At 42.8% G+C, this 15,134-nt stretch carries 15 protein-coding genes and 1 tRNA gene; 5 read left to right on the forward strand and 11 right to left on the reverse strand.

From position 1 onward, the window contains the following. Nucleotides 1-36: 36 nt before the first annotated feature. Nucleotides 37-669: a 50S ribosomal protein L3 gene (gene rplC, locus H6G26_RS03595; RefSeq protein ID WP_190727945.1), complete on the reverse strand. Its 633-nt coding sequence runs from the start codon at nt 667-669 to the stop codon at nt 37-39. Between the two features lie 956 nt (nt 670-1,625). On the opposite strand from rplC, the gene H6G26_RS03600 reads away from it, so the two are divergent. Continuing rightward, nucleotides 1,626-2,102, forward strand: coding sequence for an NAD(P)H-quinone oxidoreductase subunit N (locus H6G26_RS03600; RefSeq protein ID WP_190727946.1), 477 nt, complete (start codon nt 1,626-1,628; stop codon nt 2,100-2,102). Nucleotides 2,103-2,137: 35 nt separating this feature from the next. On the opposite strand, the gene H6G26_RS03605 is transcribed toward H6G26_RS03600, so the two are convergent. Next, on the reverse strand, nt 2,138-2,611 hold the full coding sequence (locus H6G26_RS03605) for a GNAT family N-acetyltransferase (protein ID WP_190727947.1): 474 nt from the start codon (nt 2,609-2,611) through the stop codon (nt 2,138-2,140). Nucleotides 2,612-2,664: 53 nt separating this feature from the next. After that, a complete protein-coding gene (locus H6G26_RS03610) occupies nt 2,665-3,495 on the reverse strand; it encodes an ABC transporter permease (RefSeq protein WP_190727948.1) in 831 nt (276 codons plus the stop codon). Between the two features lie 777 nt (nt 3,496-4,272). Here H6G26_RS03610 and H6G26_RS03615 point away from each other — a divergent pair. Then, nucleotides 4,273-4,812, forward strand: coding sequence for a DUF3172 domain-containing protein (locus tag H6G26_RS03615; RefSeq protein WP_190727949.1), 540 nt, complete (start codon nt 4,273-4,275; stop codon nt 4,810-4,812). A 90-nt stretch (nt 4,813-4,902) separates the two neighbouring features. Here the strand turns inward: H6G26_RS03615 and H6G26_RS03620 are convergent, their stop codons facing one another. From H6G26_RS03620 to hisF, 6 genes are all read right to left on the reverse strand, one after another. Then, the gene (locus tag H6G26_RS03620) at nt 4,903-5,736 is read right to left on the reverse strand and encodes an AMIN domain-containing protein (protein ID WP_190727950.1); all 834 of its coding nucleotides are present in this window, start codon (nt 5,734-5,736) and stop codon (nt 4,903-4,905) included. A 554-nt stretch (nt 5,737-6,290) separates the two neighbouring features. Continuing rightward, entirely contained in the window at nt 6,291-6,725 is a 435-nt protein-coding gene (locus H6G26_RS03625) for a hypothetical protein (RefSeq protein ID WP_190727951.1), read from the reverse strand. A gap of 126 nt (nt 6,726-6,851) precedes the next feature. Further along, a complete protein-coding gene (locus H6G26_RS03630) occupies nt 6,852-7,598 on the reverse strand; it encodes a GDSL-type esterase/lipase family protein (RefSeq protein WP_190727952.1) in 747 nt (248 codons plus the stop codon). A 364-nt stretch (nt 7,599-7,962) separates the two neighbouring features. After that, nucleotides 7,963-8,035, reverse strand: a tRNA-Ala gene (locus H6G26_RS03635). 95 nt (nt 8,036-8,130) lie between these two features. Further along, entirely contained in the window at nt 8,131-8,325 is a 195-nt protein-coding gene (locus H6G26_RS03640) for a hypothetical protein (protein ID WP_100901219.1), read from the reverse strand. Between the two features lie 99 nt (nt 8,326-8,424). Then, on the reverse strand, nt 8,425-9,198 hold the full coding sequence (gene hisF / locus H6G26_RS03645) for an imidazole glycerol phosphate synthase subunit HisF (RefSeq protein ID WP_190727953.1): 774 nt from the start codon (nt 9,196-9,198) through the stop codon (nt 8,425-8,427). A 192-nt stretch (nt 9,199-9,390) separates the two neighbouring features. On the opposite strand from hisF, the gene ruvB reads away from it, so the two are divergent. The 3 genes from ruvB to H6G26_RS03660 all read left to right on the forward strand — a co-directional run bounded on the left by ruvB (nt 9,391) and on the right by H6G26_RS03660 (nt 12,132). Next, nucleotides 9,391-10,491 (forward strand): Holliday junction branch migration DNA helicase RuvB, encoded by a 1,101-nt coding sequence (gene ruvB, locus H6G26_RS03650; protein ID WP_190727954.1) that lies wholly within the window; start codon nt 9,391-9,393, stop codon nt 10,489-10,491. A 257-nt stretch (nt 10,492-10,748) separates the two neighbouring features. Beyond that, on the forward strand, nt 10,749-11,552 hold the full coding sequence (locus H6G26_RS03655; protein ID WP_190727955.1) for a tetratricopeptide repeat protein: 804 nt from the start codon (nt 10,749-10,751) through the stop codon (nt 11,550-11,552). A gap of 148 nt (nt 11,553-11,700) precedes the next feature. Next, entirely contained in the window at nt 11,701-12,132 is a 432-nt protein-coding gene (locus H6G26_RS03660) for a glycosyltransferase (RefSeq protein ID WP_190727956.1), read from the forward strand. Nucleotides 12,133-12,424: 292 nt separating this feature from the next. Here H6G26_RS03660 and H6G26_RS03665 read toward each other — a convergent pair whose 3' ends face one another. Both H6G26_RS03665 and H6G26_RS03670 read right to left on the reverse strand, forming a co-directional pair. Further along, on the reverse strand, nt 12,425-13,819 hold the full coding sequence (locus H6G26_RS03665) for a cytochrome P450 (protein WP_190727957.1): 1,395 nt from the start codon (nt 13,817-13,819) through the stop codon (nt 12,425-12,427). Nucleotides 13,820-14,095: 276 nt separating this feature from the next. Further along, on the reverse strand, nt 14,096-14,899 hold the full coding sequence (locus tag H6G26_RS03670; RefSeq protein WP_190727958.1) for a TIGR01548 family HAD-type hydrolase: 804 nt from the start codon (nt 14,897-14,899) through the stop codon (nt 14,096-14,098). Between the last annotated feature and the right edge of the window lie 235 nt (nt 14,900-15,134).

Genomic DNA, 15,134 nt, shown 5'->3' on the forward strand with positions numbered 1-15,134 from the left:
ACTAATGACTAATGACGTTTGACTAATGACTTTTGACTATCCCACTACTTTTGCAGGCACAACACTTACTAGAGCACCTGGTTTTCCAGGAATAGCTCCCTTAATTAGCAATAAGTTGCGTTCTGCATCAACTCGCACTATGGTCAGCTTCCGGATTGTGATGCGTTTACCACCTAAACGTCCTGCCATCCGCTTACCTGGATAGACACGACCTGGTGTTGTACCAGCACCAATAGAACCGGGCGCTCTGTGGTTTTTGGAACCATGTGACATGGGCCCGCGACCAAAGTTGTTCCGCTTCTGGTTACCCGCAAAGCCGCGACCGATGCTTGTGCCAACTACATCGACAATTTGACCTGCGCTAAAAATATCTGCTTTAATCTCTTGACCTAAAGCATAATCACCAGAACTTTCGGTGTGATATTCATTTAGGTGACGCAATGCTGGGGCAGATGATTTAGCCAAATGACCCAATAATGGTCTGTTGAGTGCCTTTGGTTTAACTTCGCCATAACCAACTTGAATGGCAAAGTAACCGTCGGTTTGTTTTGTTTTAACTTGTGTTACGGTGCATGGCCCTGCTTGAATGACAGTCACAGGAATGGCTACTCCTGCTTCGTCAAATATTTGGGTCATGCCCAGCTTGGTGCCGAGAATACCTACAGACACAGTAACTGGTTCTCCTTTCTACTTGCTGACCTTAAAATTGGACTCTAGAGGACACGCTTTGTACGCATCAGTTTAGGCCGGATTAGCCTACGAAATTTGGATGGTTTAGTAAACCAGTCCAAATGCTTTGGGACACAACAAACCGTGTCCGTACTGCTTGGTGAATCTGTTTAGCTTCACTCAATAGATCACCAGAACAGCTACAAGTCCCTTCCCGTTGGGAAGGAGTAACTTCTGGAATCAATGCAAGGCGCTACAGCTTTAAGCTGTGTGCAGCAATGCTTTCGTCCAAGCAATTGCTCTGGCACTTTCTGGAGGCAGCGCTGTCGGCGGGTTTTCCGATTTTTAGACGCCCATAAGATGGCTTCCCGGAGGCTGGCTACTGCCCTGTTGCAGTTGGACTTAAGCAGTTTTTACTGCCCAGTATCCGTTAACTGAGACTGACGTAATGCCATGAAACCACATTGCTGCTCAGTTTATACTTCCTTAAATACCTTAAACTATTGTTTAAGATTTTGCCTACCTTTGAGAGGCATAGAAGTAAACTTACCCTGGAGCTTAGGATCGGCTTTGGTTGTTCGTCCATAAGCTCCATTCTTGACCTGAAAGCTTTCTTAGTTTACCAGTCTATGAGTTCAATCTAAGTTAGATTATCCAATCTAGATTGAGTTATCAGCTTATCATGCTAACACTACCTCACAATGGCAGTAAAAAGGCAGTCTAAATTGCGTTTTAAGTCACAATCTAATAATATAAATTATTTATTTATGTTTGTCTAGTAATTTATAGAGTTATTTTTGGGGAGTGGGGAAGAAGCAGTGGAGCAGGGGGAGCAGGGGAGACAGAATATTAGGGAGAATAACTATGCCCAATGCCCCATGCCCAAAGAAAATGCTTTTAATCTATCGGTTCAGGGTAAATAATAGAGATATCTAAGTGGGACAAGACAAAAATCTATGGCACTAATTACCACTGGCAACGGTTTAATCCGCGATCTGGAAAAATTTGGCGCTCTTGGAGTGTATGTACCTCTGGAAGGGGGTTATGAAGGTCGATATCAGCGCCGACTACGCGCAGCTGGCTATACTACCCTTCACATTACCGCCAGGGGACTGGGCGACGTAGCTGCGTATCTCACAAGAGTTCATGGAGTCAGACCTCCTCATCTTGGTAAAAAAAGTAATGGTAGTGGTGCGGCAGTAGGTTATGTATACTATTTACCCCCAGTTATCAATTCTCATCTAGAACAGCTGCCACCAAAGTCAAAGGGGCTGGTTTTGTGGATTATTGAAGGGCATATTCTTTCCAATCAGGAACTTGAGTATTTAGCGAATTTGCCTCAGCTAGAACCACGAGTGAGAGTAGTGATTGAGAGAGGGGGCGATCGCGCTTTCCGTTGGACTTCTCTCGAAAAAACTCTATTAGCTAGTTAGTCCTTTGTCATTAGTCATTAGTCATTTGCTCATGACTAATGACTTAATTCAATCAGCATTTCAATAATGCTGAGTCGAAAGCCACAAGATGCAAACAATCGCCGTGAAGCTTCGTTAACAACTGCTGTATCTAGACGAATTTGCTTAACGCCCATCTGATGAAAGCGTTCAACAGTTAGCATCACCATTTGCCGCGCAATTCCGTTTTGGCGGTATTCCGGCTCAACCCAGATATCGTGAATAAAAGCAAATTCCTGTAACCGATAAATTGGTATTTCTCGCTCAATCGTTGCCACCAGAAAAGCTACAAGTTGCCCTTCATCTTCAGATACTAAAAATATGCTGCGGTCGCTGTTTGTCAACCGTGTCAACCATTGTTCATAACGCTGTTCTGGATTCGGCAGAAAACCATACTTGGCGGAATCCCAAGACTCGTGCAAAGCACAAATTTTGGCAACCATTGGTAAAACTGCGGGTACGTCAGCTTTTGTAGCAGGGCGGATCGGCATAAGTTCTGGAATTTGTTGCAGAAACTGTTAAAGCATAGGTTGTAATCAAGGCTTTAATCCTGTTGGTGAGCAAATTTATAAGCACCCCACATTGAAAGTGCGATCGCAATCATCAGCAAAATCGGTATGCTATACCAAGGAAACTGGGATAGGGGTAAATGAGCAACTGCACGCAGTCCGATGCTGGCATAGGTTAAGGGTAATAGGTAAACGACGACTTTCAGGGCAGCTGGTAATGTACCAGGATCAAAGAAGGTCGCTCCTAAGAAAGACATAGGGATAATTATAAAGTTGTTGTAGAGTCCAACTGATTCGAGCGATCGCACACTCAACCCCACAATTACCCCCAACCCAGCAAATACAGAACAATTCAGTATTACCAACAGTAAAAATAGCGGGTTAAGAAAATTCCAGTTTCCTGTCAATAATACCGCTACCAAAATCACGGAACCAGATGTCATCAACCCTCGCACTACTCCCGCCAGCATTTTTCCGATATGCAACGCTAAGGGGTGTATGGGAGTTAACAATAATTCCTCGAAGGTTTTAGTAAATAATCTATCTCCACAAATCGAAAATGTCGTTCCACCAAAGCTAATCGTCATCGACGATAGCGCTACCATCCCCGGTAATATGAATTCTAAATAGTTGTTATAATTACCACTAATCCCTGATCCGGGTTTGATGGAACTACCTAAACCCAAGCCAAAAGCTAAAATATATATCAGTGGGGATATTAAGCCTGATGCAGCAATTTGTACGATTCTGACACGTAAATCTAACCAATCTCCCCAAAAAATAGTCAGACTATCAGCTAGAAGGATTTGAAGTTGTGAAGTTTTGAACTTCTTGCTTGTTGAGAATAACGCTCTTTGAGATGCCACTTGCTTCTAATTAATTATTAAAACTTACTTAAATTTTAATTTACATTGTTTGACATATAGCGCTTCCGATTCAGATGCAGTACAACATTACGTCGCCAGGCGTAGGGACACGGCAATGCCGTTTCCTTACGGGTGTACCTCACGTAAAGCAGAACCACCATGTTAATTACTAGGGGTAAGGAAAATATCTAATAAGAATACGAAACATTTGTTTTGGAAAGTTATAAGCACAAGTTTCCTCCGCTCCGACTTTCCGCAAAATTACGAATAAAAAGCTAGATAATCCAAGCATTCTGACTGCATCATTTGTGAAAATTGAATCAAGCCGAGCTATCATAGATATCAAAAATATGCTATTTTATTATTGGTTAATAAAATATAAAAGTTTAAGGATGGTTACTTTGTGACTTCCATATGAAGTAGCACAAAGGTAATAAAAATTCGTTAAATTGGCAAATAAATAAAAATACTCACCAATTCTTTAAGATGGAAACAAGAACCGAAAAGGTTGAAATTCTGTCCATATATCTAGATAAGTTTTTATAGCGGTTCTTGGTTGAGTGGGGTACAAGAACTCCACCCCCAATCCCCTGCCTGCAAGCGAGGAGTTTGATCTGATGTACCTCAGGTGATTATGAAGCGTTATATTTTTATCATTTAATGAAGAATACTACCCACAAACTTGCAGACAATTACAGTCAAGAATAGGCATACTGAAAGAGGGAGAAAACTTTAGACCACTCCCTGCCAAATCGGCGTGAAGGTGATTAAGCAACAATGAGACGTAAACCCACTGGTAGATCGGCTACTACTTCTAAACCCTCTATTTTTCAATCCCCAATGTTTAACCTCTTCACCATCGCAATTATGGGAGGGGTGTTGATTTTAGGAATTGGAATTGGCATTGCTTTTAGTTCTACAACCACTTTGGCGCCATCAAATGTGGCTTCTCGTGAATTCATTGATTTGAAAGCACCTAACCCTGAGATTTGTGTGCAGTACGGAGCCAGCGCGATGGTGATGGACGCTAGATTGTTCGTCACTCTCAATCCATTCAATGTCTATGTTGCCCAACCCAGTATGCGTCCTGGATGTGTGATCCGACAAAATAACTGGGCGCTTTTAGAGAACCGTAAGCTGGTGACATCCGATCAGGTAAGAGATTGCAAAAATCGCCTGAATACCTTTGGATTCACAGGTAACTTGGACAGTGGCCAACCTGATATTAGGTGTATATATCAAAATGAAGCTGCTCAAAACTTCTTTACGGCTCAACCAGGAGCAGTTGGAACACCTCAGGAAACTGATAGATTTTAGATTGGGGAATAGGGAATGGGGCATTGGGCATTAGTTATTCTTCTGCCTCTGCTTCCCCTGCTCCCTCATCCCCCCATTCTCTACTCCCCACTATTTATTTTTAGGAAGGGGTTGACCAAACTCTATCACCTGGGGATTGGGAGCATTAGGGATTGTTGGAACTGGGAATTCCGACATACCGAAAGGAGGAATGTTATTCAAGTTACCGGGTTGATTTGGGAAAGACGGAGGGGGAAGAATCAAACTAGGTTGTTGAGAGGATGTATTAGAAGTTAGGGGAGGAACAGTGACAAAAGGCTGTCCTGAGTTAGTAGTAATTGTTGAGGGCAGTTCATTGGATGGAGGCGGAACTGTAAGTAAGGGTGGTTGTGAATTAGTAGTGGTTATCGGTGGGTTACTAGGCAGCTTTTGGGGTGTTTGAGGTTGTTTCTTGAGTGAAGGTTGGGAGTTTCCTGGTTTCACGGCAGTAGTTTTACCAGAAATAACCGGACGAAACACCCAGCGAGTAGAGTTTTTTCGGGAAACGGGTTGCAGTTGTACCTTTTTAGGATTAAAAACAGTCCCTGGTGCTAAGTCTAGGACAATGCGTGTGTCGTTCTCGTTCAATTGAGAAACGCGAATAGTTTTGATTGCTCCAGAATAATTTTGTTGTGTTGTAACTTTGCCCAACTTAGTATTCGGTAAATCTACAACAAGCCGAGATGGTTCGGTAAGGTAGAAATAACGAGGGGTTGTGCCTGCTGAGAGCGTGATTTCGAGTTGCTGTGTTTTGGGGGAAAAACGCCAATTATTTAGCTTTGCCACTGTTGTAGCAGCAGTAGTGCAAGTTTCGAGGGCGATCGCTGCACAAAAGCCTAATAGACTGATGCTAAATAGCTGCTTGCGCCATTGGTAGAATTGTTTAGTCTTTAATCCCTGATCCATTCTTTTTATTTGCTCCATGAAACCCATACAATGCGCTCACATTGCTGTTTAATTCGCCCTTAGAATTTCTACTCTCCCCTCCCTAATTCAATTATCTTTTTCGGGCGAAGAATATTACAAAGGATTGATCTGCCAACTTTTCCACATAAATTTAACTGTTGATTTCTGAAGATGCCTGCCAGAGAGGGCTTTTCGTCAGTATCGGCGTTAGCGCTTGCCGATAATACAGAGATATTTAAGTAAATACCCGATTGTTGAATGTTTAACGTCAGGTTATCCGATTTTTCCCAGTTCGGCAAATTATCGGGACGGGGTTATATCATGTCTGCTTGATTACTTATTAAACCTTAGGAACCCCACCCCGCCAAAGCTACGCTTTGTATTCCCTCCTCGCTTACGGGGAGGGGTATAATAATTGTAGTTAGCATAACTAATTATGCGGGCATAATATTAGACGATACCAACCGTTAATTCGAGGAGGAGCCTTGAGTTGGATAGCTAGTTGATGCCCCTACTAGGTGAAAACAAATTGAATATTTCAAGGATTTGAGGTTTTACAACCATTCCCCACCGCGAAAACGCCAACGGGGAAAGATAATTCGCATCAGGCTTTGTGAACTAATAAAAACTGCTAGCCACACGACGCTATAGTGTAATAAAAAAACTGCTAACGGTAGCTCTTCTTTAGGTAAAGGTATTGGTAAAAAGCCAAACAGTTTTATTCCGCAGAACACAAATACTAATTCCCATATACCAGCTAAAAGTTGATAAGCTGCTGGCCAATCCCTGTCCCATCGGAATTTTTGGAGATAGTTATAAAGTGCATCCCAACCTAAGCCAAAGATGGCGACATAACCAAGTATCCAAAAATAAACTGAGTTAGTACTAGAACCAATCAAACCCATTGCAAAAGGCAAAGACACAATTACGCCCACCGTCGCAAGTAATAATAATCGAGTTTGCCAACGACCAAATAAAGTTGGTGTCATAAAAGTACTGAATATAAAATAGGGAAAAGATGGATTTAAAAATTCAGCACTATTGTAGTGCTTTTTGTAAGGATGGAAGATACGAGAATATTAGGTTAGCCCCAAAGCATTAAGATGTTTATTTGATTAGGATGGCTTAAGGTGGTAATCAAATTTAGAATGGTAAGTTGCGTTGGCAAAGCCTACCGAAGGTATCGCATCCCAATTGATCACATCTTCTAACAAAGCTTGATAACCTAGTGTATTGGGATGAAGACCATCTTCACTCAAGCGTTTAAGCCGCCAATTTTCACCGCGTTCCATCCATTGCTCAAAAATATCTAAATAGGGAATCTGCCGTTTGGTACAAGCAATTCGAGTTGCTTCTTTGTAGCGGTACTGATCGGCATGATTATAGTAAAAACAATCTAAAAATGGCATCTTGGCTTCATCCACTGGCACCATGCCCACAAATAACACAGGACATAGTTGCTGTGCTAAATCTAAAAGAGTTGCAATTTCCTTTTCAAACAATGCAAAATCTGTGTAGCTTCGACCATCAAGACGTGCCAACCGCGCTGAGTCATTCACGCCTACTGATAAAATAATCAAGTCGGGGACACGATTTCGCAATTCACCCCGGTGGCGAAATTCAACTTCTAGCCGTTGGGCTACTTGTTGCGTGCGATCGCCTCTTACCCCTAAATTATAAAGAACATGGCCAGCACTATCCGGCAACATCCACCATCGCCGTAGTTGCTCGATCCAGCCTCCTTTTTCCGGATCGCCGAATCCATAAATTAAGCTGTCCCCCAGCGCGACAATTTTCATTGGCTGAAAGTGATTTGGTGGTACAGACAGCTGCATTGAGGAAGAAGCTAGAAATGTGTGCATTTAAGAACTATATTTTATATCTTTACAAGATTCTATACATTTCTATACCATAGATGCCTATATTTAAAGATCCAAGCATCTATGGTTCTAGTTCTTGATATGGTTGCAAAGTTAATATTGCCGGAACCGCAAAGAATATAGAGGAAGAAGAAGCGATCGCACAAATCATTGATACTGATGAGTATGAAGTTGAAGAATTGCTATAAAATTGGTTAGAGTTCTTACAGCAACCACAAATCGCTCCAGAAAATCATTACAGTCTCTATCACTCCAACTTTCCAAACTAGCTAGGTAGACAGAAAATAAAACTCTCTTAACATTTTCAAAGCCTTTCCATTAACGGAAAGGCTTTGTGCTTCCAGAATGGAGCTAAGCGGATTCGAACCGCTGACCCCCTCAATGCCATTGAGGTGCGCTACCAACTGCGCTATAACCCCTTAAAATCCATTATACATAATTGCTTAATTGTTAGTACCTTGTCAAGCTTTTTTTTGGAAACTAAATTTTTAATATTTTCTCTACCACTCAGCATTCACAACGACACTTGCAATAAATAGGTCATACAGTGCCCCATCAAGAAGTAAACTACTAACATGGCAGCAGCAGCCAGAGCAACCAATGTACCAGCCAGCATTAAAGAAAATTCTTTACTCTCGTAGGCTCTTTCCATTAAATGCAGCGACCATGCCACTAGGGCTACATCAAAAAGTAATATAGGAAGCAACATATTTTTTAATATTTGTTAATACTTGTAAAATAATATTAACACCCTTTTAGGGAAGTGTGGCTAACCCTAGATAGATGTCATTAGATGGTAAATTATGGTTCAAGATAATGTTCTTACTGGTACATTGCGATCGCGCAAGTAATTTTTAATTTCTGCTACGCTTAATTGACCGTAATGTAACAATGACGCAAGTAATGCTGCTTCAGCTTTGCCTTCAGTTAGGGCTGTGTAGATATGTTCACAATTACCTGCACCACCAGAAGCAATGACTGGAATTTCTACAGCATCGGCAATTGCCCGTGTGATCTCAATGTCATACCCGGCTTGGGTTCCATCAGCATCCATACTTGTGATTAGCAGTTCTCCGGCCCCCCGTTTTTCAACCTCTTGTGCCCAAAGTAGGGCATCTAAGCCTGTATTTTCTCTGCCACCCCGTACATACACATCCCAACCTGGATTTTCCGGGTTATTTCTGCATCTGGCATCAATAGCAACAACTATGCATTGATTACCAAAGCGATCGCTTGCCCGATTAATCAAGTCTGGATCACGCACCGCCGCAGAATTAATACTAACCTTATCTGCGCCTGCTCGTAACAAAGCTTTAACATTTTCTAAGGATTGAATGCCACCACCCACAGTCAATGGAATAAAGACCTGTTCAGCAGTTCGATAGACCACATCTAAAATTGTAGCTCGGTCTTCATGAGTAGCTGTAATATCCAGAAATACTAACTCATCAGCACCGGCTTCGTTGTAAACCTTGGCCAGCTCTACCGGATCGCCTGCATCTTGGAGATTTACAAAGTTAACTCCTTTTACAACCCGTCCCGCCTTCACATCTAAGCACGGTAAGATTCTTTTAGATAACATAATAACTTTTGTACTTCTGGGTAATTGACCGGAATTTAAATTTTAAATTGGCGCGGGTATTCTCAAACTAAAATTTTCACGGGCATGGAGCATTGGGCATTGGTTTTTAATTCTTGTCTCTCACTCCCCCTACTCTCTCTACTCCCCCTGCTCTCCCACTCCCTAGTCCCTTATAAAGTAGATAGCTGAATTATGGCGATAATCTCCTCGAAAAAACAGCCTCCAGAACCCAACGGAGAACCAAAGCAGCTTCGAGAGTCGACGAAAGCACCATCCACAGACAACATTTTGCAACCTGAAGCTGCTATTGATGAACAAGATCAACAAGAAGAGGGTATTCGACCACACCGATTTGCTGATTACATTGGGCAAAAAGATTTAAAGGATGTGCTAGATATTGCCATCAAAGCAGCCAAGTCTCGTGGTGAGGTGCTGGATCACTTGCTGCTGTATGGGCCGCCAGGATTGGGCAAAACCACAATGGCAATGATTTTAGCATCGGAAATGGGGGTAAATTACAAAATTACTAGTGCGCCAGCGCTAGAACGTCCACGGGATATTGTCGGGCTACTGGTGAACATGAAGCCTGGGGATATTTTATTTGTGGATGAAATTCATCGTCTCTCGCGGATGACGGAGGAAATTCTCTATCCGGCGATGGAAGATTATCGCTTAGATATTACTATTGGCAAGGGTTCCAGCGCTCGGATTAGAAGTTTGCCTCTGTCAAAGTTTACCTTAGTGGGTGCTACAACCCGTGTCGGTGCTTTAACTTCACCACTGCGCGATCGCTTCGGTTTAATTCAAAAACTGCGATTTTACGAAGTTGACGAACTGACTCAAATTGTACTGCGAACCGCTCAATTACTTAAAACCCCTATTACAGAAGATGGGGCTACAGAAATTGCCCGTCGTTCACGCGGAACACCACGGATTGCTAATAGATTACTTAAGCGAGTCCGTGATTATGCGGAAGTAAAAGTATCTGGTGAAATTAATGAAAGCATTGCATCTGAGGCATTGCAACTATTCCAAGTAGATCCTTGCGGTTTAGATTGGACAGATCGCCAGATGCTAAGTGTAATAATTGAACAATTTAACGGCGGCCCAGTGGGGTTAGAAACAATGGCAGCCGCGACGGGTGAAGATACTCAAACAATTGAAGAGGTGTACGAACCTTACCTCATGCAGATTGGGTATTTAACTCGGACTCATCGCGGCAGGATGGCGACTAAGGCAGCATATAAGCATTTAGGATTCACGCCGCCTAATGAACAGTTGTCATTATTGTAATTATGGGGAATAGGGAATAGGGGATGAGTCTTTAATACTCGCTGACGAGTCTTTGATACTCGGCGACGAGTCTTTGAACTCCGTTAATGAGTCTTTAATACTCGGCGACGAGTCTTTGATACTCGTAAAGGAGTCTTTAATACTCGGCGACGAGTCTTTGAACTCCATTAATGAGCCTTTGAACTCCATTCCTCTTCCCCATGCTCAATTACGAGTGACAAATGACAAATGACAAATGACAAATTAAGTAAACCTAGATGATTAAACTTATTGGTATTTTTCTCAGTTTGTTACTTGTGTTTGGCTGGGGTACTCCAGTCATGGCACAATCTCAACCGCCTATTACTCAAGAACAGTTAAAACAAGGTGATGAGTGGGCAAATCAAGCCTTTGCAGCAACGAATCAAGGTGATTTTGCGACGGCTGAAACTTACTGGACAAAAATTATTGAGCAATTTCCGACAAATGCCGGGGCGTGGAGTAACCGGGGAAATTCGCGGGTGAGTCAGAATAAGTTGCAAGAGGCGATCGCAGATTATAACAAAGCGATAGAACTAGCGCCAAATGTCACTGATCCATATTTGAACAGGGGTGCGGCGTTGGAAGGGATGGGAAAATGGGACGATGCGATCGCAGATTATAATCATGTCTTAGAACTCGATCCTAACGATGCGATGGCATATAACAATCGGGGAAATGCCAAAACAGGTTTAGGAAAATGGGAAGATGCGATCGTAGACTACAAAAAATCTAATGAGATAGCCCCAAATTTTGCCTTCGCCCGTGCTAACTACGCACTTGCTCTTTATGAAACAGGTCAAAAAAAGCAAGCAATCCGCGAGATGCGAAATATTGCCCGTAAATACTCGAAGTTTGCTGATGTGCGTGCCGCTCTCACAGCTGCATATTGGGTAAATGGAGAACAAGGTGAAGCCGAGAGTAACTGGGTAGCAGCTTATGGACTGGATAGCCGCTACAAGGATATCGACTGGGTAAAAAATATCCGGCGTTGGCCTCCCAGTATGGTGTCAGCTTTAGATAAGTTCTTGAAAATCAAATAGAGGTATTGATAATGACTCATTTTGGGCTGATCTGTCCAGCAACAACTGGTCATCTCAACACTATGCTCCCCTTGGGTAAAGAACTCCAAAAGCGCGGTCATCGCGTCACTTTAGACTTACGGATAGTCGATTTAGGATACTGTGGTCATTGCCTAAGAACCAGCAGCGTAGTCTTCCTGCTTTACCTGCCTGTTTCCGTATTGAAGACTTTGTTCCACAACGAACAGTTCTCTCTCATCCAGCTGTTAGTGCATTTGTCAGTCATTGTGGTATGAACAGCATTAACGAAGCTTTGTATTGGGAAAAACCGATCCTGGCATTACCTTTCTTTGGAGATCAGCACTATTTTGCAGCCCGTGCTTTAGACTTAGGGGTCGCCTTAAAACTCAACAAAAACCATTTTGACAGTACTGAGGTGCGCCATAAAATAAATGACCTACTCGTGAACTCAAGCTATGTTGATGCGGCACGTCGGATGTCGATGGTACTAAAAAGCACCGGGGGATTGGACAAAGCTGCTGATATTGTAGAGACAAGACTTACTGAAGGAATCAGCTATTTAATACCTAATGCTGGATAAATTTTATGCTAAGTGGTCAATGTTCAAATAGATGGTTTTTGAGCGTATTTGACAATTTCAACGAAGACGCTAAGGGCAAATCTGCATAGACAGATAAAGTTATCAGAATTTAACAGGTTATATAGGAATACGCTTGGGTTAAGGATTTTTTGTGGATATCTGATGTGTGTAGAGAGAAGAGAGAGAAGTTATAGCTCGTGCAAATTTCTTAACCCAAGCATATTGAGTTATATAGAAGGGCTAGTTTTCAGTTTATACATTGCGTTGCGAGGATTGAGTAAAAATCTTTATTTCACAATAAACTAGAGCTAGTCTCTCGAACTACCTGATTTTGCTGGCGTCTCCCCTTCACCACCATCTGCACACCACCTGCTGGGCTAAATAGCAAACCCTTACGTACTGGCTGCACTGGTTTGCTATCAGCCAGTTCCATCTCCCAGTGAGACAGCACTGTTGCCAAAACCAGTTTCATCTCAAACAAGGCAAATGCCATTCCAATACAGCGACGATTCCCGCCACCAAAGGGTAAATACTCATAAGGAGAAAATTGCCGTTCCAGAAAACGCTCTGGCTTAAATTGCTTCGACTCAGGATATAAATCTTCCCGATGATGGGTCAAATAAATAGAGGGAATGAGCAAAGTACCAGGCTCAAAGTTGTATTCCCCAATTTGTAGCGGTGATTTGACCAATCGATTTAGTCCCGATACCGCTACTGGGTAAAGGCGTAGGGTTTCAGAACAGACAGCATTCAAATAAAGCAATCGGAAAATAGCGTTTGGATCTGGTTGTTCACCTAACTTATCTAGTTCTTGCAGCAGTTTTACCCGCACCTGCGGCTGATGATGAATCCAGTACAGCGCCCATGATAACGAAGTTGCAGTAGTTTCGTGACCCGCCACTAATAGAGTCATCAACTCATCACGTAATTCCAAGTCTGTCATCGGCTCTCCCGCTTCATCACGAGCAGCCATCATCAAAGATAGAATATCAGTGCGAGATGGATCGGGTTGTGCTTTGCGATCGCGAATCTCGGCGTAAATAAGTTGATCAATTTGCTGCCGTAAACGCAAGTATTTTCCCCAAGGACTCCACGCTCCTAAATCCTGTCGCAGTGATGGGAAAAGAAGCAGAACTGTTCTTAAAATAGGGATTTTGGGATTCAGAATTGTAATCAAGAATTCATGGAGTTTCTCGTAACGTGGCCCATCTTCTAGACCAAATACAGCTTTCAAAATTACTTGGAAAGAGATTGCTTGCATTGATGACAGAACTGCAAAGTTTTCTCCAACCTGCCACTGATTAGTTACTTGCTGAGTGATGTCGCAGATTAATTCACCATAAGCTAGCATTCGTTCCCCATGTAAGGGTGGTGTCAATAGCTTTCGTTGTCGCTGATGAGGCTTTCCTTCCAGCGCCAGTAGTGATTGCCGTCCTAATAAAGGCGCTTGAATCCCTGCTGACTCACCAGAGTCTAACTGTTTTGGATCTGTAGTAAAAATTTGCCCAATCGCCTGGGGATTGCTAATAAAAACTTGAGGAGCAACATTTTTTCCTAGCTGAAGGGTGAAGATATCACCATAACGTTTAGCACAGTCTTCGATGTATTCTAAGGGATTAGTAAGCCATTGATACATCTGTACCCAAGGGTGAGTTTGAGGGCCGTTAGGCAGTTTAAGTGCAGACATTTTTATTTATCTTCCAATAATTGGAGCAAGATTGTTATCAGCCAGTCATTCATGCACCCCTAGTACCGCAAGGCGGAAGTCAAAAGTTAAAAGTCAAAAGTCAAACAGTTATACAGCGTAAGAGCTTCGTTGATTTGGAATGGTGAGGCAGTCCGGTCTTCTCCCAAGGGGAGACGCCAAAGGCGATGGGGGTTCCCCCCATGAGGAACTGCCGAACCCGAAGGGGTGGTTTATTTATGCCGTGCTGTAGTAGCTTGATTAATCTTAGACTACAGATCAAGCAAATGAATTTACCAATTCTTGAATTTGTCTTGGAGTCAATTCCTGCACATTACGCAAAACTACTGCTGCTCCTGCTGCTATTAGTGTCTCACTGTATGCATCACTACGCGCTGCTGTTTCCTGGACGTGCGGTGGTAAAACGCCTACACCAAGCCAAATGTGAGCAGAATCTAGACTCCGCGCTTTCTCGACGGTATACATATCTGCTACCGTATCTCCCACATACACGATCGCTAATCTTTCCTCAATTCCATCTTCTAACTCACGAACTGTAGCGAAAAGTCCTGTAGGGTCAGGTTTCCCTGGTGCATCTTCCATCGCAATCAACACCGGAGATTCTAAGCCCAGGCGTTTTTCTAATACATAGTTGGCGGAAGCACGAGTTGCACCGCTAAAAAATCCCCACGCAATCCCGGCTTGGGTAAGTTGTTCTAAATAGCTAGGTTGTAATAATAAGGGTTCATTACAGATATACCCTGTAAAATTATTTGGATCTAAGCCTCGGTAGCGGGATTGAAAAAAGGCAACGATCGCACTGTAATCTAATTGCAGTTGTTCTCGGCTCTGTCCTTGGGTTTCAAAGTAGCGATAAATTAATTCCTGCGATGCTTCCCAATCGTTATTCCACACACCTTCAGACTTCAGTTGGTCAATATCCAGTGGGGTTGGACGATATGCTTGGGTAGTAAAATATTCTACGGTATCTGCGATCGCCCGGCGATAGGAACCGCTAACATCGCGCACAACGCCATCAATATCGAAAACAACGATCGCTTTTGCAGAAGTTGGTTGAGTCATGGGGTAGGAAGCAAAAGAGTTTTACATCATCATAAAACGTGAGATCATGACTCAGGTAAAAATCTTGCTCATACAAATCTGAACCAGATGTGGTTTGAGATTAGGGCAGTTGGGCAGTCATAAGCATTTGTAGTTAGCACCGACTAAACCTTATGCTAGCCGAATCCAATCACTGTTTGGTCATTTGATAGGGTATTGCGTTAAAATAAGCGATCGCTATCCTAGTTCAGTAATG

Source organism: Nostoc sp. FACHB-888 (assembly GCF_014696655.1).
Taxonomy (GTDB): Bacteria; Cyanobacteriota; Cyanobacteriia; order Cyanobacteriales; family Nostocaceae; genus Nostoc.

Bases quoted from the DNA above. Each gene is read 5' to 3' on its own strand.
- H6G26_RS03600 (WP_190727946.1), top strand. From the start codon at position 1,626: ATGGCACTAATTACCACTGGCAACGGTTTAATCCGCGATCTGGAAAAA.
- H6G26_RS03605 (WP_190727947.1), bottom strand. From the start codon at position 2,611: ATGCCGATCCGCCCTGCTACAAAAGCTGACGTACCCGCAGTTTTACCA.
- H6G26_RS03615 (WP_190727949.1), top strand. From the start codon at position 4,273: ATGAGACGTAAACCCACTGGTAGATCGGCTACTACTTCTAAACCCTCT.
- H6G26_RS03620 (WP_190727950.1), bottom strand. From the start codon at position 5,736: ATGGATCAGGGATTAAAGACTAAACAATTCTACCAATGGCGCAAGCAG.
- H6G26_RS03625 (WP_190727951.1), bottom strand. From the start codon at position 6,725: ATGACACCAACTTTATTTGGTCGTTGGCAAACTCGATTATTATTACTT.
- H6G26_RS03630 (WP_190727952.1), bottom strand. From the start codon at position 7,598: ATGCACACATTTCTAGCTTCTTCCTCAATGCAGCTGTCTGTACCACCA.
- H6G26_RS03640 (WP_100901219.1), bottom strand. From the start codon at position 8,325: ATGTTGCTTCCTATATTACTTTTTGATGTAGCCCTAGTGGCATGGTCG.
- hisF (WP_190727953.1), bottom strand. From the start codon at position 9,198: ATGTTATCTAAAAGAATCTTACCGTGCTTAGATGTGAAGGCGGGACGG.
- ruvB (WP_190727954.1), top strand. From the start codon at position 9,391: ATGGCGATAATCTCCTCGAAAAAACAGCCTCCAGAACCCAACGGAGAA.
- H6G26_RS03655 (WP_190727955.1), top strand. From the start codon at position 10,749: ATGATTAAACTTATTGGTATTTTTCTCAGTTTGTTACTTGTGTTTGGC.
- H6G26_RS03665 (WP_190727957.1), bottom strand. From the start codon at position 13,819: ATGTCTGCACTTAAACTGCCTAACGGCCCTCAAACTCACCCTTGGGTA.
- H6G26_RS03670 (WP_190727958.1), bottom strand. From the start codon at position 14,899: ATGACTCAACCAACTTCTGCAAAAGCGATCGTTGTTTTCGATATTGAT.